The organism is Pseudomonas rhodesiae (assembly GCF_007858255.1).
Taxonomy (GTDB): domain Bacteria; phylum Pseudomonadota; class Gammaproteobacteria; order Pseudomonadales; family Pseudomonadaceae; genus Aquipseudomonas; species Aquipseudomonas rhodesiae.
Map to the genome: position 1 here is coordinate 1 of NZ_VFEU01000046.1, position 20,614 is coordinate 20,614.

The 20,614-nt window shown below is 60.8% G+C and carries 16 protein-coding genes and 1 pseudogene; 12 read left to right on the top strand and 5 right to left on the bottom strand.

Annotated elements, in window-relative coordinates; translation table 11 throughout:
* Positions 1-113: 113 nt before the first annotated feature.
* Together FIV35_RS28690 and FIV35_RS28695 are read right to left on the bottom strand one after the other, a co-directional pair.
* Positions 114-899 (bottom strand): annotated as a pseudogene (locus tag FIV35_RS28690) (MFS transporter); the annotation flags it as partial.
* 88 nt (positions 900-987) lie between these two features.
* Positions 988-1,296 carry an RcnB family protein gene (locus FIV35_RS28695; RefSeq protein ID WP_034097230.1) on the bottom strand — a complete coding sequence of 103 codons (309 nt, stop codon included), beginning with the start codon at positions 1,294-1,296 and terminating at the stop codon, positions 988-990.
* A 161-nt stretch (positions 1,297-1,457) separates the two neighbouring features.
* On the opposite strand from FIV35_RS28695, the gene FIV35_RS28700 reads away from it, so the two are divergent.
* Together FIV35_RS28700 and FIV35_RS28705 are read left to right on the top strand one after the other, a co-directional pair.
* Complete coding sequence (locus FIV35_RS28700) at positions 1,458-2,015, top strand: helix-turn-helix domain-containing protein (RefSeq protein WP_034137752.1); 558 nt, start codon at positions 1,458-1,460, stop codon at positions 2,013-2,015.
* An 11-nt stretch (positions 2,016-2,026) separates the two neighbouring features.
* Positions 2,027-3,373: a glutamine synthetase family protein gene (locus FIV35_RS28705; protein ID WP_034137751.1), complete on the top strand. Its 1,347-nt coding sequence runs from the start codon at positions 2,027-2,029 to the stop codon at positions 3,371-3,373.
* Positions 3,374-3,482: 109 nt separating this feature from the next.
* Here the strand turns inward: FIV35_RS28705 and FIV35_RS28710 are convergent, their stop codons facing one another.
* A complete protein-coding gene (locus tag FIV35_RS28710; protein ID WP_034137750.1) occupies positions 3,483-4,376 on the bottom strand; it encodes a LysR family transcriptional regulator in 894 nt (297 codons plus the stop codon).
* Between the two features lie 129 nt (positions 4,377-4,505).
* On the opposite strand from FIV35_RS28710, the gene FIV35_RS28715 reads away from it, so the two are divergent.
* From FIV35_RS28715 to FIV35_RS28740, 6 genes are all read left to right on the top strand, one after another.
* On the top strand, positions 4,506-6,152 hold the full coding sequence (locus FIV35_RS28715; RefSeq protein WP_034137749.1) for a GMC family oxidoreductase: 1,647 nt from the start codon (positions 4,506-4,508) through the stop codon (positions 6,150-6,152).
* Between the two features lie 65 nt (positions 6,153-6,217).
* Positions 6,218-7,840 carry an MFS transporter gene (locus FIV35_RS28720; RefSeq protein ID WP_034137748.1) on the top strand — a complete coding sequence of 541 codons (1,623 nt, stop codon included), beginning with the start codon at positions 6,218-6,220 and terminating at the stop codon, positions 7,838-7,840.
* Between the two features lie 172 nt (positions 7,841-8,012).
* Positions 8,013-9,962: a DNA topoisomerase III gene (locus FIV35_RS28725; RefSeq protein WP_034137853.1), complete on the top strand. Its 1,950-nt coding sequence runs from the start codon at positions 8,013-8,015 to the stop codon at positions 9,960-9,962.
* A 131-nt stretch (positions 9,963-10,093) separates the two neighbouring features.
* Positions 10,094-10,534 carry a CBS domain-containing protein gene (locus tag FIV35_RS28730; protein ID WP_034137747.1) on the top strand — a complete coding sequence of 147 codons (441 nt, stop codon included), beginning with the start codon at positions 10,094-10,096 and terminating at the stop codon, positions 10,532-10,534.
* Between the two features lie 8 nt (positions 10,535-10,542).
* A complete protein-coding gene (locus FIV35_RS28735; protein ID WP_034137746.1) occupies positions 10,543-11,388 on the top strand; it encodes an NAD-dependent protein deacetylase in 846 nt (281 codons plus the stop codon).
* Positions 11,389-11,871: 483 nt separating this feature from the next.
* Positions 11,872-12,201, top strand: coding sequence for a hypothetical protein (locus FIV35_RS28740; protein WP_034097212.1), 330 nt, complete (start codon positions 11,872-11,874; stop codon positions 12,199-12,201).
* Between the two features lie 122 nt (positions 12,202-12,323).
* Here the strand turns inward: FIV35_RS28740 and FIV35_RS28745 are convergent, their stop codons facing one another.
* Positions 12,324-13,226 (bottom strand): LysR family transcriptional regulator, encoded by a 903-nt coding sequence (locus FIV35_RS28745; RefSeq protein ID WP_034137745.1) that lies wholly within the window; start codon positions 13,224-13,226, stop codon positions 12,324-12,326.
* 133 nt (positions 13,227-13,359) lie between these two features.
* On the opposite strand from FIV35_RS28745, the gene FIV35_RS28750 reads away from it, so the two are divergent.
* The 3 genes from FIV35_RS28750 to FIV35_RS28760 are packed head-to-tail and all read left to right on the top strand — an operon-like array spanning position 13,360 to position 15,945.
* On the top strand, positions 13,360-14,058 hold the full coding sequence (locus FIV35_RS28750; protein ID WP_034097208.1) for a CoA transferase subunit A: 699 nt from the start codon (positions 13,360-13,362) through the stop codon (positions 14,056-14,058).
* A gap of 34 nt (positions 14,059-14,092) precedes the next feature.
* Positions 14,093-14,752 carry a CoA transferase subunit B gene (locus tag FIV35_RS28755; protein ID WP_034097206.1) on the top strand — a complete coding sequence of 220 codons (660 nt, stop codon included), beginning with the start codon at positions 14,093-14,095 and terminating at the stop codon, positions 14,750-14,752.
* 11 nt (positions 14,753-14,763) lie between these two features.
* The gene (locus tag FIV35_RS28760; RefSeq protein WP_034137743.1) at positions 14,764-15,945 is read left to right on the top strand and encodes an acetyl-CoA C-acetyltransferase; all 1,182 of its coding nucleotides are present in this window, start codon (positions 14,764-14,766) and stop codon (positions 15,943-15,945) included.
* A gap of 143 nt (positions 15,946-16,088) precedes the next feature.
* Here FIV35_RS28760 and FIV35_RS28765 read toward each other — a convergent pair whose 3' ends face one another.
* Positions 16,089-17,174 (bottom strand): DUF1615 domain-containing protein, encoded by a 1,086-nt coding sequence (locus tag FIV35_RS28765; protein ID WP_034137742.1) that lies wholly within the window; start codon positions 17,172-17,174, stop codon positions 16,089-16,091.
* A gap of 249 nt (positions 17,175-17,423) precedes the next feature.
* On the opposite strand from FIV35_RS28765, the gene FIV35_RS28770 reads away from it, so the two are divergent.
* Positions 17,424-20,614: DUF6531 domain-containing protein (locus tag FIV35_RS28770; protein ID WP_146375112.1), on the top strand; the 3,191-nt coding region annotated here is incomplete at its 3' end.

Here is a 20,614-nt window from a genome sequence, read left to right on the forward strand (position 1 = left end):
TTGCGGGTTTGCTTGCGCTTGCCAGCGTACTCGGCGTCGGCGAAGGTCATCTGCTTCATCGGGAAACTCGGTGGGTGGGGTCGCGGTATTTTGCCAAATCAGAAAGTCTTTTTCAGAGTTTCCTTAGTGGTGAGCACCGCGCTGATGACGGTGTAGGTGTATTCCGCGGTGGTGGTCGTCACCAGGTACTGCGACAGGTAGGCCGTGAACTGGCCGAATACCACGGCACTGAGCAAACCGCCGAGGGTAAAGCACACCAGTCGACGGTCGCGCAGTAGCACGCGGCCCACCGCGAGGAACGACACCGGTTTCTGCGCAACCTCGGCGGTGGTAAGGGCACGGTCACCCCAACGTGCGTACAGCAGAAAGAACCCCACTCCCAACAAGGCCGACAGGATAAACGGCAAGCTGATATCCAGCTTGGCCACCATCGCGCCAAAAAACGGTCCCACGGCATAGCCGATATTGGTCAGGGTGTATTTGATGGAAAACACTTCGCTGCGTGCCTCTTCGGGCAGCAGGCTGGCAAACCCGGCTTTCACCGCAATGTCGATCACCGCGTAGGCCAGGTTGATCAAAATCAGGCAGGTATAGAACGTCCAGATATCCTGCGCCAGCACCGTGCCGATAAACCCCAACACGAACACCACACTCAGGCCCAGCAGCAAGCGATAACTGTTGACCCGATCGACCAGGAAGCCGCCGTACACACTGAGCAACGAGCCCACAATCAGCGAACTGCCGATCACCAGGCCGACCTGGCTGATATCCAGGGAGAAATGGCTGGTGAGGTAGATGACCAGGTAGGGAAAAGTGATTGCCTTGGCCAAGGTCAGCAGCAAGGTGGCACACAGCAACAGGTTTACGGTGCGGGGGTAATGTTTGATTGTGGCAAGCATCCTGCTCTCTTTCCTGGAAGGTAACGCGACCATTGCGGTCGGCTACCATAACCCAGGTTTCTGCAAAAAAGCAGGCGCTGCCGGCGAGTTATTTTTTGACCGGCGTGATCTCCAGAATCGTGCCGTTGGTGGTCTTTAGCAGCACAAAACGATCACCGACGCGTGCCCATTGGCTGTCTTCTTCAGGCTGCTTGAGGCCGCGTTTTTTCCAGTCGGTGACGGCGGATTCTTTGCGCATCAGGATGTCCGGGGCACGATCGCCCTCTTTCAAGTCACGGGTGTTGATCGTAGAAGGCTGCACGGTTTCCTGGGGCGTATCACCGGCCTGGGCCACGAAGCTGACGGTGGACAGGCTGGCGGCTACCAACACGCAAGCGGCTAGGGTTTTGGACTGCATAGGTGCTCCTTCAATGAATGATGCGTACCCAGGTTCCGACCGCAGCGGGGCGGAATCATTCAGCGGGCCTTAGCAAAGGAAAGGCACACCTGCCCGACCTGCCCATTGCCCACATGAAATTAATCGTGTAATTTTTCATGAAATTTTAAGAAATAAATTTCATGACGCCACAAGACGAACTCGCCACCCTCGCCGCCCTGATCCATGACCTGCGCAAGCACAAGAAGCTCACCCTGGCCCAGTTGGCACAGAAGATCGAGCGCTCGGTAGGCTTCCTCTCCCAGGTCGAGCGTGGTTTGTCGCGCCCGACGGTGGCGGACTTGACCGCCATCAGCCACGCCCTCGATGTGCCTACCACCTACTTCTACAGCCAGCCCAAGCCCAAGGCGATTGATTGGGTAACCCGGCCCAACGAGCGGCGCACGGTGTACTACGCCAATGGCATCACCGACATCCTGGTCTCCCCCAGCATGAACGGCGCGTTCTCGATGCTCGATAGCCTGCTTGCCCCGGGCGCCAACAGCGGTGAGCAGAGCATGAGCGACCGCGCCGAACAGGCCGGTTTTGTGCTGGAAGGCGAATTGACGCTGTGGGTGGACGGTGAAAACGACGTGGTGACCCTCGGCCCCGGCGACAGCTTTCACCTGCCCAGCTTTGCCCGTTGCCGCTACGCCAACCTGACCGACCTGCCCGCCCGCGTACTCTGGGTTTACAACTAGGAGCATCACCCGTGAAAAGCCAATCTTCCACGCTGCTGGCCGAAGTACGGACCTTTCGCCAGCACCACCCGGATGTGCGTTATGTCGACCTGATCGCCCTGGACATTCCCGGGCATTTCTACGGCAAGCGCTACCCGATCGAGATGCTCGAAAAAGTCGCCGCCGGCAGCCCCTTGAAACTGCCGCAGAATGCCGTGTTGCTGGGGACGCAGGGCGGGTTGTTCAAGATCGGCGACTACTGCTTCCACGACGGCGACCCGGACGCTAACCGACGCCTGGTACCCGGCACGCTCAAGCCGGTGAGTTGGGAATCGCAGCCTCTGGGCCAGATGCTGATCACCTCCGATGGCACCGAAGCCCCCATTGAATTCGAACCCCGCGAAGTGCTGGCCAAGGTGCTGCAGCGCCTGCACCACAAAGGCATCCACCCGGTGGTGGCGTTCGAATTGGAGTTCTATCTGTTCGACAAAACCCTCGACCACGGCCTGCCGCAATTTGCCCGCGACCCACTGAGCGACGACGCCGACGACCAGCCCACCCTGCATATCGAACGGCTGTCGCGCTTCTCGGAAGTCCTGGACGATATGGCCCAGACCGCCAAGGACCAGGGCATCGACATCACGGTGATTACCGCTGAACTCGGCCCCGGCCAGTTCGAGATCAATTTCGGCCACCTCGACGACGGCCTGCGCGCCGCCGACTGGGCCGCGCTGTTCTGCCGCAGCACCCGTGGCGTGGCGCTCAAGCATGGCTATCGCGCCAGCTTCATGGCCAAGCCGTACCTGGAACATCCTGGCAGCGGCATGCATGTGCATGTCAGCCTGTATGACGGCGCGGGCAATAATTTGCTGGCGGCGCGTCAGCAGCAACCGCTGCGCCATGCCGTGGCTGGGTGCCTGGAGTTGCTGCCTCACTGCATGCCGATCTTCTCGCCCAACCACAATGCCTTCCGCCGCCTGGGCGGCACTGTCAACGCCGCCACCCGCGCCTGCTGGGGCTTCGAAGACCGCGATGCGTGCGTGCGCATTCCCGAATCAGACCCGCGCAACCTGCGCATCGAACACCGCCTGGCCAGCGCCGATGCCAACCCATACCTGGTGCTCGCGGCGATCCTCGCCGGCCTGGAACATGGCCTCGACACCCAGCGCGAGCCCATCGCGCCCTTGAACGAGGACCGCACCAGCGGCACCGACTTCCCCCTGGACATGCTCGACGCCGTACGCACCATGCAGCAGCATCCCAGCGTGCGCGAGAAGCTGGGTGCGGAATTTGTCGATGTGTATTGCGAAAACAAACGCCAGGATCATCTGGCCTTTCAACAAGAGATAAGTGTGCGTGAGTACCGCTGGTTTCTTTAACCCTGCTGTGGTCAGTGAGCTTTTGTGGTGAGCGGGCTTGTCGAATCTTCGCACCGCCCACGCTGGGGCGCGGAGCGGCCCTCTCTCTAGACACTGCTGGGTGAAGGCATCAGCCGGACTCGCCAAGCAACAGCTTTTGCTCCCGCGCACACAGCTCCACCACGTAATCCCACAACACCCGCAGCCGCACGGACTTATGCAACTCCCGACGCGAGCTGATCCAGTAGCTGCGCTGGATGCCCTCCCCCGGCAGCAATGCCACTAGGTCCGGGTCGCTGGCGGCCATGAAGCAGGGCAATACCGCAATCCCCAACCCCGAGCGCGCCGCCTGGTGTTGAGCAATGACGCTGGTGCTGTGGAACACCACTTTAGGGTTGCGACAGAAACTGCTGAGGAATTTCAGCTCCTGGCTGAACAGCAGGTCGTCGACATAATCAATCCAGGCATGGGCCGCGAGATCTTCACGTTTTTCAATCGGCGGGTTGCGATCCAGGTAGGCGCGGCTGGCGTAAAGGGAGAGGCGGTAGTCCGTGAGTTTGCGGGTGACGAGTTGGTCGACGCTGGGGCGTTCGAGGTGGATGCTGATTTCCGCTTCGCGGTTAAGGATGCTGACGAAGCGCGGCACGGCCACCAGTTCCACTTCCAGCCCCGGATAACGTTCGAACAGGCCGCCCATGCGTCCGGCCAGAAACATCACCCCCAGACCTTCGGCCACACCGAGGCGGATCTTGCCCAGCGGCGCGGCGGTGTGGGTGAGTTCGTCTTCGGCCAGCAGCGCCACGTTTTCCATGGCTTCGGCATGTTTGAGCAGGGCCTCGCCAGAGGGGGTCAGCTCGTAACCGTGGGCATGCTGCACGAATAGCGCGGTGCCCAGGCTCTTTTCGATGGCCTCGATATGCCGCGCCACCGTGGCGTGGGTGGTTTTCAGGCGCTGCGCGGCGGTGAGCAAACGACCGCTGCGTTGCAACTCAAGAAAAAACCGCAAGTCATTCCAATCGAACATGCCGCCTCCAATGCGTGGGCCGCTGAAGCACTGTTCAAAAACGCACAGCAGCTGGGTAAAAACTAACATTTTTAAGACGAAAACTAACAACTAGGATGGGGCCAATAAGAAAAACAAGCGAGACCTCAGATGCCCAATGCAGCTGCTGAATACGATTACGTAGTAGTAGGCGCCGGCCCCGCAGGTTGCCTGCTGGCCAATCGACTGTCCGCCAACCCCGCCCACCGCGTGCTGCTGCTAGAAGCCGGCGGCCGCGACAACTACCCCTGGATCCACATCCCCGTCGGTTACCTGTTCTGCATCGGCAACCCGCGCACCGACTGGTGCTTCAAAACCGAAGCCCAGCCTGGCCTGCAAGGCCGCGCGTTGAGTTACCCACGGGGTAAAGTGCTGGGCGGTTGCTCCTCCATCAACGGCATGATCTACATGCGCGGCCAGGCCCGTGACTACGATGGCTGGGCCGCCGAAGGCAACGCCGGCTGGGCGTGGAACGACGTGTTGCCGCTGTTCAAGCACAGCGAGAACCACTTTGCCGGCGGCTCGGAATTCCACAATGACAGCGGCGAGTGGCGCGTCGAGCAGCAACGGCTGTCGTGGCCGATCCTGGATGCCTTCCGCGAAGCGGCGGCGCAAAGCGGCATCGCCAAGGTCAGCGATTTCAATCAGGGCGATAACGAAGGCTGCGGCTACTTTCAGGTCAATCAGAAGGCCGGCGTGCGCTGGAACGCGGCCAAGGCGTTTCTCAAACCGGTCCGCCAGCGCACCAACCTCACCGTGCTCACCGAAGTGGAAGTCGACCGTGTGCTGCTGGAAAACGGGCGAGCGTGCGAAGTGGTCGGGCGCAGGCTCGGTCAGTCCCTGAGTTGGAAAGCGCGCAAGGAAATCATCCTGTGCGCCGGTTCCGTGGGTTCCCCAGGCATCCTGCAACGCTCGGGGATCGGCCCGTCCAACGTGCTCAAACCCCTCGGTATCAACGTGCTGCACGAACTGCCCGGCGTGGGCGGCAACCTGCAGGATCACTTGCAACTACGTCTGATCTACAAGCTGGAAAACGCACGCACCCTCAACCAGATCGCCGGCACCCTATGGGGCAAGATGGGCATGGGCCTGCGCTACCTGTACGACCGCAGCGGCCCATTGTCGATGGCACCCAGCCAGCTCGGCGCATTTGCCCGCTCGGGGCCGGAGCAGGCCTCGGCCAACCTCGAATACCATGTGCAGCCGCTGTCCCTGGAGCGTTTCGGCGAGCCGTTGCATGGCTTCCCGGCGTTCACCGCCTCGGTTTGCGATCTGCGCCCGCAGAGCCGTGGCCGGGTCGATATCCGTTCGGCCAACCCGGCGGATGCGCCGCTGATCCAGCCCAACTACCTCAGCCACCCCGAAGACCTGCGCATAGCCGCCGATGCCATCCGCCTGACCCGGCGCATCGTAGCAGCGCCGGCCTTGAGCCAGTTCAAGCCGGTGGAGTATTTGCCGGGCGATTCGCTGCAAACCGAAGCACAACTGCACGAAGCCGCCGCACGCATCGGCACGACGATTTTCCATCCGGTAGGCACCTGCCGCATGGGCCACGACAAGGACGCAGTGGTCGACGCCCAGTTACGCGTGCACGGAGTGCCCGGCCTGCGCATCGCCGACGCCTCGATCATGCCGCGCATTACGTCCGGCAATACCTGTTCACCCACGCTGATGATCGCGGAAAAAGCCGCGCAGCTGATCCTTTCGCCGCACACAAGGAGCCTCGCACCGGAGAAAGAACTGGTTCACGCAATCTGAATAGCGGCGCCGCACCCGGCGCCGACAGTGGAACAACAATAAATAATCACTGTGAGGGTTACCCGATGTCAGAACATGCTCAAACCCTGGGCTCGGCGATAGACACGAGCACCAGCAACGATTCCAAGAAAGTCATCTTCGCTTCGTCCTTGGGGACGGTGTTCGAGTGGTATGACTTTTTCCTCTACGGCGCCCTCGCGGCGGTGATCAGCAAGCAGTTCTTTGCCGGGGTCAACGACACCACGGCCTTTATCTTTGCCTTGATGGCCTTCGCGGCCGGCTTTGTGGTGCGGCCGTTCGGCGCGCTGGTGTTCGGCCGTCTGGGCGACATGATCGGGCGCAAGTACACCTTCCTGGTGACCATCATCCTGATGGGCGTAGCGACCTTCTGCGTCGGTCTGTTGCCGACCTACGCCAGCATCGGCATCGCCGCGCCGATCATCCTGATCGTGCTGCGCATGTTGCAGGGCCTGGCCCTGGGCGGTGAATACGGCGGCGCCGCCACTTACGTCGCCGAGCATGCGCCGGTCGGCAAACGCGGGTTCCACACCAGTTGGATCCAGTCCACCGCCACCATCGGCCTGCTGCTCTCGCTGCTGGTAGTGCTGGCGTGCCGCTACTTCACCGGCGACCAGTTCGAAGTGTGGGGCTGGCGCATCCCGTTCCTGTTTTCCATCGTGCTGCTGGGCATTTCCACCTGGATCCGCATGAGCCTGCACGAGTCGCCGGCCTTCTTGAAAATGAAAGAAGAAGGCAAGGCCAGCAAGGCGCCGATCCGTGAGTCGTTCGGTAAGTGGGAAAACCTCAAGGTGGTGCTGATCGCGCTGTTCAGCATCAACGGCGGGCAAGCGGTGACCTTCTATGCGGCGCAATTCTACGTGTTGTTCTTCCTCACTCAATTCCTGCGGATGGACCCGGCCCTGGCCAATATGCTGCTGATTATCAGTGTGGTGATTGGCGCGCCGTTCTTTATCCTGTTCGGCTGGCTGTCGGACAAGATCGGACGCAAACCGGTGCTGATGCTCGGCCTGCTGCTGGCCACCGCCCTGTACTTCCCGATCTTCAAGGGCCTGGCGCACTACACCAACCCGGCGATGGATCAGGCCAGCCACCAGGCGCCGATCACCGTGCTGGCCGATCCGGCCACCTGCACCTTCCAATTCGACCCGGTGGGCAAAGCGCGGTTTGACAGCCCATGCGACAAGGTCAAAACCTTCCTGGTCAAGCAAGGCCTGCCCTACACCAGCGCTGCTGCGCCGGCCGGCAGCCCCGTTCAGGTGAGCGTCGGCGAAGTCAAGATCGACGGTTTTGACGAAGCGGCGTTGCGCGGTGCCGTGACCCTGGCCGGTTACCCGTCTTCGGCGGATGTGGCGCAGGTCAACAAGGTCATGGTGGTGGTGTTAATCGTGGTGCTGATCCTGATCGCCGCCATGTGCTACGGCCCGCTGGCGGCGCTGATGGTGGAACTGTTCCCGACGCGTATCCGCTACACCTCGATGTCCCTGCCCTACCACATCGGTAACGGCTGGTTCGGCGGGTTCCTGCCGACCGTATCGTTTGCGCTGGTGGTGTATACGGGCGATATCTTCTACGGCTTGTGGTACCCGGTGATGGTGACGGGGGTGAGCCTGATTGTCGGGTTGTTCTGCCTCAAGGAAACGCGGCATGTGGATATCGATAGCAACTGAATAAGCTGCAAGCGGCAAGCTTCAAGCTGCAAGTAAAAGCCACTCGGCTCTTTCTTGCCGCTTGCAGCTTGCCGCTTGAAACCCCTAGCTGTACATCCATACAGATAATGGTTGCTCAAATCCATCCGACTGAGCATCCTGCAAAGCATCAACCCGATCTGATGTGATGACCATGCGGCTGTACCTTTGTGAAAAACCCTCCCAGGCCAAGGATATTGCGGCGGTGCTCGGTGCCGGTCGTCGTGGCGATGGGTGTTGGCTGGGCAATGGGGTCACCGTCACCTGGTGCATTGGGCACCTGCTGGAAACCGCCCCGCCCGATGCCTACGACGCCAAGTACAAGCGTTGGGTGCTGGCCGATCTGCCGATCGTGCCGGACAAATGGAAGATGCTGGTCAAACCCAAGACCGCCAGCCAGTTCAAAGCGGTCAAGCGCCTGCTGGGGGAAGCCCAGGAACTGGTGATCGCCACCGACGCCGACCGCGAGGGTGAGATGATCGCCCGCGAGTTGGTGGAACATTGCCGCTACCGGGGGCCGATCCAGCGATTGTGGCTGTCGGCGCTGGACGACGCCTCGATTCGCAAGGCCCTGGCCGCGCTCAAGCCCGGCGCCGACACCTTCAGCCTGTACCACTCGGCCCTGGGCCGCTCCCGCGCCGACTGGCTGATCGGCATGAACATGAGCCGCCTATTTACCTTGCTGGGGCGTCAATCCGGTTATCAGGGCGTATTACCGGTGGGCCGGGTGCAAACGCCCACTTTGCGTCTGGTGGTGGACCGCGACCGCAGCATCGCCGATTTCGTCCCGGTGGCGTACTGGGCCATCGATGTCGACCTGCGCCACGCGCACATGACCTTCACCGCTCAATGGCGCGCCACGGAAGATGCCTGTGATGACCAGGGTCGCTGCCTCAACCCGCAGCTGGCGCAGACCGCTGCCGCTGCCATGGATAACGCCGCCAGCGCACGCCTGGTGAAGCTGCGCACCGAACGCATGCGCGACGTCGCGCCCCTGCCCTTCGACCTCGGCACCCTGCAGGAAATCTGCTCGAAGAAACTCGGCCTGGGCGCTCAGGAAACCCTGGATATCGCCCAATCCCTCTACGAAAGCCACAAGGTCATCACCTACCCGCGCAGCGATTGCGGCTACTTGCCGCTGAGCCAGCACAGCGAGGCAGCGAAGATTCTCGCCGCGCTGGGCCGTGCCGACCCGGCGGTCAGTGAGCTGATGCCGCATATCGATCCCCAGCGGCGCTCGCGGGCGTGGAACGATGCCAAAGTCAGCGCCCACCACGGCATCATTCCTACCGGGGCCGGCAAGGACGTGGGCCAGCTCAGCGGCAAGCACCGCGCGGTGTACACCTTGATTCGCGCGCGCTACCTGGCGCAGTTCCTGCCCAACCACGAATACGATCGCACTCAGGCGGATTTCGATTGCGCCGGTTTTGCCCTGCGCGCGGTGGGCAAAGTGGTGATCGAGCCGGGCTGGAAGCGCGCCCTGCCCGAAGCACTCGCCCCCACCAAGGGCCGCGAAGCGCCAGCGCCCCAGGCCCTACCGGCGCTGGTGCAGGGCCAGGATTACGCAGTAGCCAAGGTCACGCTCAAGGACCTGTGGACCCAGCCACCCAAACCCTTTACCGAAGGCGACCTGATCAAGGCGATGAAAAACGTGGCCAAACTGGTGGAAGACCCGTTGCTTAAGCAAAAGCTCAAGGACACCACCGGCATCGGCACCGAAGCCACCCGCGCGGGCATTATCCAGGGGCTGCTCGACCGCGGTTATCTGAGCAAGAATGGCAAGGCGCTGGCCGCCACACCGGCGGCATTCAGCCTGATCGACGCGGTGCCCCGCGCCATCGCCGATCCCGGCACCACTGCCATCTGGGAGCAGGCGCTGGACATGGTGCAAAGCGGTGAAATGAGTCTGGAGGAATTCGTCGCCAAACAGGCAGCCTGGATGAGCAAACAGGTGGCGCGTTGCAATGGCATGCGCATGACCATCACCGGCCCCGCGAGCCCGGCAGGACGAGGGGCCGCACCGTGGAAAAAGAAGCGCAAGGCAGCCCCTCGCAAGACGACAGTGAGCCCTAAACGGGCAAAAAAACCGGTAAATACCGGATAAACACCAAAAAAAACCGGTAAATGACGTTTTTCGACAGGTTTGACGCCGCATTGGTTCTTGCTACGGCGCGGGCTGTCTAGGATTCTGTAGGGGTTCCACTGATTTCCTACAACAACACCGGAGTGGCCGCCATGAAGACCGTTGCACAGTTGCTCAAAGCCAAAGACCAGAAAAACCAGGACGTCCACACCATCCAATGGGATCACACTGTATTTGAAGCCCTGATGCGGATGTCGGAAAAAAACGTGGGGGCATTGCCGGTCGTCCGAGACAACCAAGTGGTGGGCATCATCAGCGAGCGTGACTACGCGCGCAAAATCATGCTTAAGGGCCGGTCATCGCTGACCACCAAGGTGCACGAGGTGATGAGCGCGCCGGTGATCACCGTGGACACCCATAAACGCGTCGAAGAATGCATGAACATCATGACCGACAGTCACTTGCGCCACCTGCCCGTGGTTGAAGACGGCAAACTGCTGGGCCTCCTGTCCATCGGTGACTTGGTCAAGGAGGCGATTGCCGAGCAGGCTGACCTGATCAAGCAGCTGGAGCAGTACATCCGCGGCGAATAGGAGAAACCATGCTCGATTCCCTGGCGCATCAGCAAGACCACCTCGACACCCTGTACCGGGCCATGACTGATCGGCGTTTTCTGGTATTGACCGGTGCAGGCATCAGCACGTCCTCGGGCATTCCGGACTACCGGGACAGCGAAGGCGTGCGCCGAGGCAAGGCGCCAATGATGTACCAGGAATTCCTGGCCACCCCGCAGGCGCGGCGACGTTACTGGGCGCGCGCCATGCTGGGCTGGCCGCGCGTACGCGTCGCACAACCGAATGCAGCGCACCGAGCGTTGGCCATCTTGCAACAACGCCAGCACATCACCGGGCTGATCACACAAAACGTCGACACCCTACATGATCAGGCCGGCAGCCAAGGTGTGATCGAACTGCACGGTAGCCTGCACCGCGTGCTGTGCCTGGACTGCCAGCAGCGCAGCCAGCGCGATGCGATCCAACAGCTGATGGAAACCCAGAACCCCTACCTGACGGGCGTTGATGCCGTGCAGGCGCCTGACGGAGACACGCTGCTCGACCCGGCCTTTGAAGCGCGCTTTGAGGTGCCGCGGTGTCCATATTGCCAGGGTGAACGATTGAAACCCGACGTGGTGTTTTTCGGTGAGAACGTCGCCCCGTCCACTGCCGCCAAGGCAATGGCGGCAGTGGAACAGTCCGAGGGGTTGCTGGTGGTGGGCTCTTCGCTGATGGCGTATTCGGCATTTCGCTTGTGCAAGGCGATGGTCGAGCAAGGCAAACCGGTGATCGCCATCAACCTGGGTAAGACCCGGGGCGACGAGCTGTTGCAGGTAAAGATCGAAACCTCGTGCGAACAGCTGCTGCCCTTGCTGGCAGACCGCCTGCAATAGCCCCCTCCTCCACCGTAGCGACCGTCCAGCGCAAAAAATGACGCTTAAGTCACGCCTCTGCCGTATCTCCCCGTGCCCACGACGAATTATGTAGTGATAAAAAATAATCACTACATAACCGTTGACGTAACCTTTTTGTCCTTGCATGATCAAGGCGTCTCCCGGATCGGGAGCGTTGGTAACACGCGTTTTGAAAGAGCTCGTCTGACCGCCGAGCTGTTTTTTCCGGATGTGCACTGCCCACAAGGCAGATTGATGAAGCTGACCGACTCGTAAGAGCACGGTACAAGAAGCTCGAATGCTCCTTGTCTTCGTTATGAAAGCATTGCGTAGCAGTTCATCAGTAAGACTACAAGCATCAGGTTCAAGACCCTGCCCGTATTCGGCAGCCAGTTACTAACGCCCGGTTATTGAAGCCGGAGACAACTAAGCAGTTTTAACGGAACCAACTGATAGATCGCCAACTGGTCAAGGGGCTTACACATGAATCTGAACAACCAACCAACTATCGATGAATTGGCTGAGATGTTCGCAGCGCAGAAAGACACACTCGACGACCATATCCTGTGGATTGGCAAATCGGGCGAAGTCAAGATCGACTGCCTGGCGCCCCACACTGAAGAAGCCGAGTTCGACCGTAATAACCGTGAGTTGGCGGCGCGCCTGAAGATGTACCGCCGCGGCCAGGGTTATGTCGGCAAGAAGGCCGCTGCCGATCGCAACTTTATCGAACAAGTATTCGACACACTTAACAACGCTTGGGAGTCTTTCAAAGACAGCTCGCAAGTAAAAGTGATTGATCGCTACTACTAGAATCAACGTGTTCAATGTGGGAGCTGGCTTGCCTGCGATAGCTATTTAACGCTCAACGACAGTGTTGACTGTTAAACCGTTATAACAGGCAAACCATCTCCCACACTTGTTTGTGCTGCGGGTCAAAATGTTGGAAACCGGCCCTTGCCCGCCTCATCGCGAAAAATATCGAACAAGGCTTGCGCCGCCGCCGACAACTCATGCCCCGGCTTGGTCAGCACACCAATCGGCCGCTCGATCACCGGATCACGCAAGGTAATACAATGCGCGCCCGCCTCCTCCATTTGTCTGGCACACAATGCCGGCACGGCGCTGACGCCCAAGCCACTGGCTACCATTTTGCCCACAGTCGCCAATTGATGGCTTTCCAGAGCAACCGGCAGTTTCATCCGTAGCGCACCCAAATGCTCCTCCAGCATCACCCTAACCGTGGAAGGTCGTTGCAAGGTGATAAAGGGGTGTTCCAATAAAGTCTCCCAGCCGATCTCGTCGCACTGCGCCAAGGGTGAATCACCCGACACGACCGCGATGAAGCGATCCAGATACAACGGGGTAAAGGCCAGCGACGAGCCTTCAGACGGTTCGAAGGCCACACCCAGCTCCACCTGGCGATCGCGCACCATCTCCAAGACCTGTTCGTTGATCAAGTCGTGCACCGTCACGTTCACCTGGGGGTAACGCGCGCGGAATATCTTCAAGATCGGCGGCAACAAGTTGCCCGCGAACGACGGCATCGCCGCCACCGTGACGCGCCCGCGCTGCAACGTGAAGCGCTGGCGCAGCTCATCCTCGGCGTTGTCCCAATCGGCCATCAGTCGGCGGGCCAGGGGCAGCAACGATTCGCCTTCCGGGGTCAGCGCCACATTACGCGTATTGCGGCTGAACAACCGCCCGCCCAGGCCCTCTTCCAGGCCCTTGATGGTCAGGCTCAGCGCCGACTGGGACAAGTGCAGACGCTCGCAGGCGGCGGCGAAACTCAGGCTCTGGGCCACGGCGAGGAAGGCACGCAGCTGTTTCACGGTCATGAAAGTACTCCGAGAGACGGATCAACTATGCTGTTTTCTAAATCAATCAACCTTAAAAAACAACTTAACAAATCAATCCATCGGCGCAACACTCGGTCCATTGGCTGGCCCACAAACAATAAAAGAGGTGCATATGGCAGGTTTCGATAAACGCGTGGCGTCCTACGAAGAGGCATTGGCAGGCCTGGAGGACGGCATGACCGTACTCGCCGGCGGCTTCGGCCTGTGCGGCATCCCGGAAAACCTCATCGCCGAAATCAAGCGCAAAGGCACCCGTGAGCTGACCGTGGTCTCCAACAACTGCGGCGTCGACGGTTTTGGCCTGGGCGTGCTGCTGGAAGAAAAACAGATCCGCAAAGTGATCGCGTCGTACGTGGGTGAGAACGCGCTGTTCGAGAAGCAATTGCTCAGCGGCGAAATCGAAGTGGTGCTGACGCCCCAAGGCACCCTCGCCGAAAAAATGCGCGCGGGCGGTGCCGGTATCCCGGCTTTCTTTACCGCAACCGGTGTCGGTACCCCAGTGGCCGAAGGCAAAGAAACCCGCGAGTTCAACGGTCGTCCTTACCTGATGGAGGAGTCCATCACCGGCGACTTCGCCATCGTCAAAGGCTGGAAAGCCGACCACTTCGGTAACGTGATCTACCGCCACACCGCTCAGAACTTCAACCCGCTGGCCGCCACCGCCGGCAAGATCACCGTGGTCGAAGTCGAAGAAATCGTCGAACCGGGCGAGCTGGACCCGGCGCAGATCCACACCCCTGGCATCTACGTCGATCGGATCATCTGCGGCACTTTCGAGAAGCGCATCGAACAGCGCACCGTCCGCAAATAATCCGCCTCCAGCCCGAACAATAAGGACACACAAAATGGCTCTTACCCGCGAACAAATGGCTCAACGCGTCGCCCGCGAAATGCAGGACGGCTTTTACGTCAACCTCGGCATCGGCATTCCGACCCTGGTGGCCAACTACATCCCCGACGGCATGGAAGTGATGCTGCAATCGGAAAACGGCCTGCTCGGTATGGGCCCGTTTCCTACCGAAGACACCATCGATGCCGACATGATCAACGCCGGTAAACAGACGGTGACCGCACGCATCGGTGCGTCGATTTTCTCCTCTGCCGAGTCCTTCGCGATGATTCGCGGCGGTCACGTCGACCTCACCGTGCTCGGCGCATTTGAAGTCGATGTGCAGGGCAACATCGCTTCGTGGATGATCCCCGGCAAACTGGTCAAGGGCATGGGCGGCGCCATGGACCTGGTGGCCGGTGCGGAAAACATCATCGTGATCATGACCCACGCCTCCAAAGACGGAGAGTCCAAGTTGCTTGATCGCTGCAGCCTGCCGCTGACCGGCGCGCACTGCATCAAACGCGTACTTACGGACCTGGCGTACCTGGAAATCGAAAATGGCGCTTTTGTCCTCAAGGAACGCGCACCTGGCGTCAGCGTTGAAGAGATTGTGAGCAAGACCGCCGGTAAACTGATCGTCCCGGACCACGTTCCAGAAATGCATTTCCAGTGAGGACAGATTCCATGCAAGACGTCGTGATTGTTGCTGCCACCCGCACCGCCGTGGGCAGCTTTCAAGGTTCGCTGGCCAGCATCCCGGCTCCGGAACTGGGCGCCGCCGTAATCCGTCGCCTGTTGGAGCAGACCGGCCTGGACCCGGCCCAAGTCGATGAAGTGATCCTCGGCCAAGTACTCACCGCAGGCTCCGGCCAGAACCCCGCGCGCCAGGCCTCAATCCTCGCCGGCCTGCCCCACGCGGTGCCGAGCCTGACCCTGAACAAGGTCTGCGGCTCGGGCCTCAAAGCCCTGCACCTCGGTGCCCAGGCCATCCGCTGCGGCGACGCCGACGTCATCATCGCCGGCGGCATGGAGAACATGAGCCTGGCCCCCTACGTACTGCCTGCCGCGCGCACTGGTTTGCGCATGGGCCACGCCAAGATGATCGACAGCATGATCACCGACGGCCTGTGGGATGCGTTCAACGACTACCACATGGGCATCACTGCTGAGAACCTGGTGGACAAATATGGCATCAGCCGCGAAGCCCAGGACGCCTTTGCCGCCGCTTCTCAGCAGAAGGCTGCGGCAGCCATCGAGGCTGGGCGGTTTGTCGATGAGATCACCCCGATCCTGATCCCCCAGCGCAAGGGCGACCCAATCGCCTTCGCCGTGGATGAGCAACCGCGCGCCGGCACCACTGCCGAGTCCCTGGCCAAGCTCAAGCCGGCCTTCAAGAAAGACGGCAGCGTCACCGCCGGCAACGCCTCCAGCCTCAATGACGGCGCCGCTGCAGTAATGCTGATGAGTTCCGATAAGGCGAAAGCCCTCGGTCTGCCAGTGCTAGCCCGCATTGCCAGTTACGCTAACGCAGGCGTGGACCCGGCCATCATGGGCATCGGCCCGGTATCGGCCACCCGTCGCTGCCTGGACAAAGCCGGTTGGAGCCTGGGCGATCTGGACCTGATCGAAGCCAACGAAGCCTTCGCCGCGCAATCCCTGGCGGTGGGCAAAGAGCTGGAGTGGGATGCTGACAAGGTCAACGTCAATGGCGGCGCTATCGCCATCGGCCACCCGATTGGCGCCTCGGGTTGCCGCGTGCTGGTGACCCTGCTGCACGAAATGATCAAGCGCGATGCCAAAAAAGGCCTGGCGACCTTGTGCATCGGCGGTGGCCAAGGCGTAGCCCTGGCCCTGGAACGCAACTGATAAAAAACAGCAGCATCGCTCAACTATCGGAGGGGGGCTTGCCCCCCTCCCACCTTTGATCTTCATTGTCTGGCAGCTTGAGGCATTGCAAACACCTCATTGGAAGCCATCGCCATCAGCCATACAAATCTCGCACGGGGCCCTCAGCGCTTCATACAACGCTGATAACGCTCATCCACGCGCTTGGCAAACCATGCCGTGGTCAGGTTACGGGTGATCTTCGGGCTCTTGAGCACAATCCCCGGCAGAATCGCCCGTGGCAGGGGTTTGCCGGCAGCCTTGTCGGCGAGGGCGAACACACGTTGGTAAAGGGTGGTTTCTTCGAAATCCAAGCGCTCGCCCTGCTCCAGCTGGCTGCGGATGCTGGGGTTGCGCATGTCCAGCTTCGCGCCCAACGAACGCACCGCCAGCTCCGTGGTACCGGGCAGTAGCGAGCCGTAGCGAATCAAGTCCCCATCCAGCGCCAGCTCGCCCCCCGAAGCCCGACTGACCGCCGCCTGGAACGCCGCATTGCGGCTGGCATACCAACCGGCGTTGAAGTCAGCGAAGCGATACAGCGGTTGATCGTAGTTCACCGGATAGCCGAGCAAATGGGCGATGCCGAAGTACATGCCGCCACGGCGGGTGAACACTTCGCGCCGGATTGATCCGTCCACGGTGTAGGGATAACCCCGCGCTTGTTTCTGTGCAAAGTCGATGCTCACCTGCATCGGCCCGGCGGTGTGCACCGGGTTGAACCCGCCGAACAGCGTTTTGCCCAACGGCACCATGCTGATGAAGTCATCGAAAATACCGCTCAAGTCTTTTTCCGTACGCGCGGCGCTCAGACGTTCGGCGTAGGTCTTGCCGGTGGGCGAATTCAGTTGCAATGCGCTGCGCACCACAAAGGCCGGCACATGCACCTTGCCGGCACGGCGCAGGATTTCATCCTGGGCGATTTTGCCCATATTGGGCACCGGCGGGTCGACCTGGAAGGTGGACTCCTGCTCGGTCACCGCCAGCACCGCGCAGATATTTTCGGTGCTCGGGTAAATCTTCTGGGTATCAAAGGCCGTGTAGATATCCTGGGCCCAGCCATTGCGGTCCGTAACCTTGGGTGGCAGCAACCGCACGATCTGCGCCTTGACCTCGGCTTCGCTGCGTTCCGGTTGCTGCGGGCCACGGGCGGTGGAGCAACCCGCCAGTACCAGCAAGGGCAAAAGGCAGAGGATCAGGCGGCTTGAATACATGAAGAGTCCTTGAGTGATGGCGGGCCGTGAGTTGCACGTTTCGACAGGTAAGTCTAACCAGGGTTCGTGGGTTCGGTAGGCTCGCCCGTTACGACCGGATGTGACCGCTGCCGAAACATCCCACGCAAGCGCCGGATAAGCTCTACTCCCCTGCCCCACAAACCTCTGCAAAGTCGCTCGCCTGATCACACAGTGCGAAGGATTGCAGATGTTTTTTTTCGTTATGGCCCCGATTGATAGGGCAACCTCATGATTGGCGCGACCAGCCAGACCATTGGCTTTCTGGTACTCGCCGCCTTGGATGCAAAGACCCGCGACGTTGAGTCGGTACTCAGGGATTTTCGCGGATGCCTCAATAGTTACGACGCCTGGGCCGAGAGTGTCCTCAGTTTTTCGGCGCTGAATATCGAGCAGGTGTTCAAGGCCGGAGATGAAGCGGAGCGGGTCGCGCCGATCAACCGCTCGCTGTTCCCCAGCAGCGCCGTCGCGACCTGCCGGGCCGATGGCACCTTGACCTTGGTGCATCGGTTCCAGAGTTCACGGTTCGTACCCATCGGCGATACACCGGTGATACTCCAGCGCATCGATGCAGACGGCACGCTGCTGGGCGAGCCGATCCATAAAACCATCGGGCCCAGCGGCATTCTTGAACTCAAGGAATGCGAACGCAACCAGCGCTACCGCATCCACTTCTACCCCAATGTATCCGCCGCGCATTTCAAGGCGCTGTACGCCTCTTATCAGGCGGTCATCACGCCGCTGGAGGCGTGGCTGCGCAGCGAATGGTCCGACACTTTCGAACCGCTGTGGCAGGGCTACTCCGAGGCGAACTTCCTTAAGCGCTACCTCTCGCTCCACGCCGCCTACGCGCGCGGATTCGGCGAAGCGCTGTACTCGCTGTGGGACAACCTCAAGCAACTGTTCCAGTGGCTGTCGGACCCGGTGGCCCATGCCGAGCAATGGCTGCGGTATCTGTCCCAGGCGGAGTTTGACCAGTTGCTGGCGCTCGGTGCCGACGCTATTGCGACGGGCTTGCTGATGCTCAGCGATGAGCCGTTGTTGTTCATTTACCTGGCGGCGATGGTCAGTTGGATGCGCCTGCTGCCACCGCCGTATATGAATGAACTGCTCGGAGAAGTCACTGGCGAGGTGCTGATCAACCTGTTGCTGATCTGGGCCACAGCGGGCATGGGCGTGGCGGTTCGCTTGGGCGCGCAGGTGCTGGGTAGGATCAAGTCGCGGCGCGCGCGCCAGTGGTTGGAACATTTGGCCGAGCAGTTTGGCAAGGTGCGCGTCGAGGAGCATGCCGAGGCGGCCAAGCCGGTGTTGCTCAGTCGCCAGACCACGGCGATCAATACGATCCCGGTGGGGCCGTTGAAGGCTGGGGATCAATGGGTTTCCAACCCGGTCACAGCGGCGCGCAACAAGACGCAGCAGACGGTGTTGGTGCGGCAGGAGCCTGTGGATGACGTGCCTGTTTCGGGGAAAAACCCGAACGGCGAAGCGGCGGCTTCTGCGGATAAAACCATCACTAACGGCTGCCCCGTGTCGATGGTCACCGGCGAGGAATTGCTGACCCTGACTGATGGCACGCTGGATGGGGTGTTGCCGTTCGAGTGGACGCGCCTGTATCGCACCAGTGCGGTGGAAGTCGATGTAGGGCTAGGGGTTGGCTGGAGCCATGGGCTGGCGCAGCGGCTGCTGGTTTCAGGCGATTCGGTGGTGTGGACCGACCATGAAAATCGCTCTATCTCGTTTCCAATGCCCACCGTTGCGAGGCCGGCAATCACCAATAGCCTGGCCGAAGCGGCGATCTATCTGGGCGCTTCGCCGGATGAGCTGGTGCTGGCCCAGGCATCGCGGTTCTACTACTTTCGCGACGGTGTGCTGACAGCGATCAGCGATGCGTATGACAACCGCCTGCGAATTTTCCGCGATGTGCTCGGACGTATCGAGCGGGTGGATAACGGGGTGGGTCGCTCGTTGTTTCTGCGCTATGGGAGCGGGCGCATTGTCGCGGTGGATTATCAGATTCAGCGCGCCGAAGGCCGTGGTCCGTATGTCTGGACGACTGAGCAAAACGTCGTTTCCTACGCCTATGACGACCTGGGCCGACTGGTCTCAGCGACCAATGCCGTAGGCGAGAGCGAGGTGTATCGCTACGACGAGCAGCACGTCATTGTGGAACGCGGCCTGGCCGGTGGGGCGAGTTTCTTCTGGGCGTGGGAACGCTCCGGCAAAGCGGCACGCTGTGTGCGGCACTGGGCCAGCTTCTCGCAGATGGACACGCGCTATGTGTGGGGCGATGACGGCCAGGTCACGGTGCACAACGCCGATGGCAGCCAGGAAATCTATGTCCACGACGACCGTGCGCGATTGGTGCAACGCATCGATCCCGATGGCGCGCAGTACTTCAAATCCTACGATGCCCAAGGGCGGTTGACGGTCGAACAAGACCCGCTGGGGGCGGTGACGGCGTATCAGTACGACGAAGCCGGACGGCTGGTGGCGCTGTTTCCCGGCGAAGATGAGCCCACTACCTACGAGCATGACCACGGTTTCGTACGCGTGGTGCGCCGGGGTGAAGCGGTCTGGAAATACGAGCGCAATGACCAGGGCGATATCACCCGTAGCATCGATCCCGACGGTCACGTTACCGACTACAGCTACAACAAACATGGGCAACTGACCGGGGTTTGGTACCCGGATCACAGCTGCCATCGCTTGATGTGGAATGAGCGCGGGCAACTGGTTGAGGAGCAGTTGCCCAATGGTGGCATCAGGCGCTATCGCTACGACGACCTGGGCCGCGAGGTGGCGCGCGAAGATGAACATGGCGCGCTGACCCAGTATCAGTGGGACGCTGTGGATCGGCTGACTCGTCTGACCCTGCCAGGCGGTGCCACCCGCGAATACAGCTACAACCCCTACGGAAAAATCACCGCCGAACGCGACGAACTCGGCCACGTCACCCGCTACGACTACGCTGACGGCCTGCACCTGATCAGCCGTCGCCTGAATGCCGATGGCACTCAGGTCCAGTACCGCTATGACAACGCCCGATTACTGCTCACCGAAATCGAAAACGAGGTCGGCGAGACCTACCGACTCAACTATCACCCCAACGGGCTGATCCAACAGGAAGTCGGGTTTGATGGGCAGCGCACCGCTTACGTTTACGACCTCAACGGCAACCTGCAGGAAAAAACCGAACACGGCGACGACGGCAGTCAGCTCGTCACTCGTTACGAACGCGACCACGCCGGACGCCTCGTACGAAAAACCCTGCCCGACGGCAACAACGTCGATTACGCCTACGACCGCCAGGGCAATCTCCTCAGCGTCGACGACGGCCACTGGGCGTTGGCCTACGAGTATGACCGCCAAAACCGCCTCACCGCCGAACACCAGGGCTGGGGCACCCTGCGCTATGGCTACGA

Excerpts from the sequence above, each read along its gene's own strand:
- FIV35_RS28735 (WP_034137746.1), top strand. The coding sequence starts at position 10,543 with ATGCTCGATTCCCTGGCGCATCAGCAAGACCACCTCGACACCCTGTAC.
- FIV35_RS28695 (WP_034097230.1), bottom strand. The coding sequence starts at position 1,296 with ATGCAGTCCAAAACCCTAGCCGCTTGCGTGTTGGTAGCCGCCAGCCTG.
- FIV35_RS28740 (WP_034097212.1), top strand. The coding sequence starts at position 11,872 with ATGAATCTGAACAACCAACCAACTATCGATGAATTGGCTGAGATGTTC.
- FIV35_RS28715 (WP_034137749.1), top strand. The coding sequence starts at position 4,506 with ATGCCCAATGCAGCTGCTGAATACGATTACGTAGTAGTAGGCGCCGGC.
- FIV35_RS28750 (WP_034097208.1), top strand. The coding sequence starts at position 13,360 with ATGGCAGGTTTCGATAAACGCGTGGCGTCCTACGAAGAGGCATTGGCA.
- FIV35_RS28765 (WP_034137742.1), bottom strand. The coding sequence starts at position 17,174 with ATGTATTCAAGCCGCCTGATCCTCTGCCTTTTGCCCTTGCTGGTACTG.
- FIV35_RS28700 (WP_034137752.1), top strand. The coding sequence starts at position 1,458 with ATGACGCCACAAGACGAACTCGCCACCCTCGCCGCCCTGATCCATGAC.
- FIV35_RS28755 (WP_034097206.1), top strand. The coding sequence starts at position 14,093 with ATGGCTCTTACCCGCGAACAAATGGCTCAACGCGTCGCCCGCGAAATG.
- FIV35_RS28745 (WP_034137745.1), bottom strand. The coding sequence starts at position 13,226 with ATGACCGTGAAACAGCTGCGTGCCTTCCTCGCCGTGGCCCAGAGCCTG.
- FIV35_RS28730 (WP_034137747.1), top strand. The coding sequence starts at position 10,094 with ATGAAGACCGTTGCACAGTTGCTCAAAGCCAAAGACCAGAAAAACCAG.
- FIV35_RS28710 (WP_034137750.1), bottom strand. The coding sequence starts at position 4,376 with ATGTTCGATTGGAATGACTTGCGGTTTTTTCTTGAGTTGCAACGCAGC.
- FIV35_RS28720 (WP_034137748.1), top strand. The coding sequence starts at position 6,218 with ATGTCAGAACATGCTCAAACCCTGGGCTCGGCGATAGACACGAGCACC.
- FIV35_RS28725 (WP_034137853.1), top strand. The coding sequence starts at position 8,013 with ATGCGGCTGTACCTTTGTGAAAAACCCTCCCAGGCCAAGGATATTGCG.
- FIV35_RS28760 (WP_034137743.1), top strand. The coding sequence starts at position 14,764 with ATGCAAGACGTCGTGATTGTTGCTGCCACCCGCACCGCCGTGGGCAGC.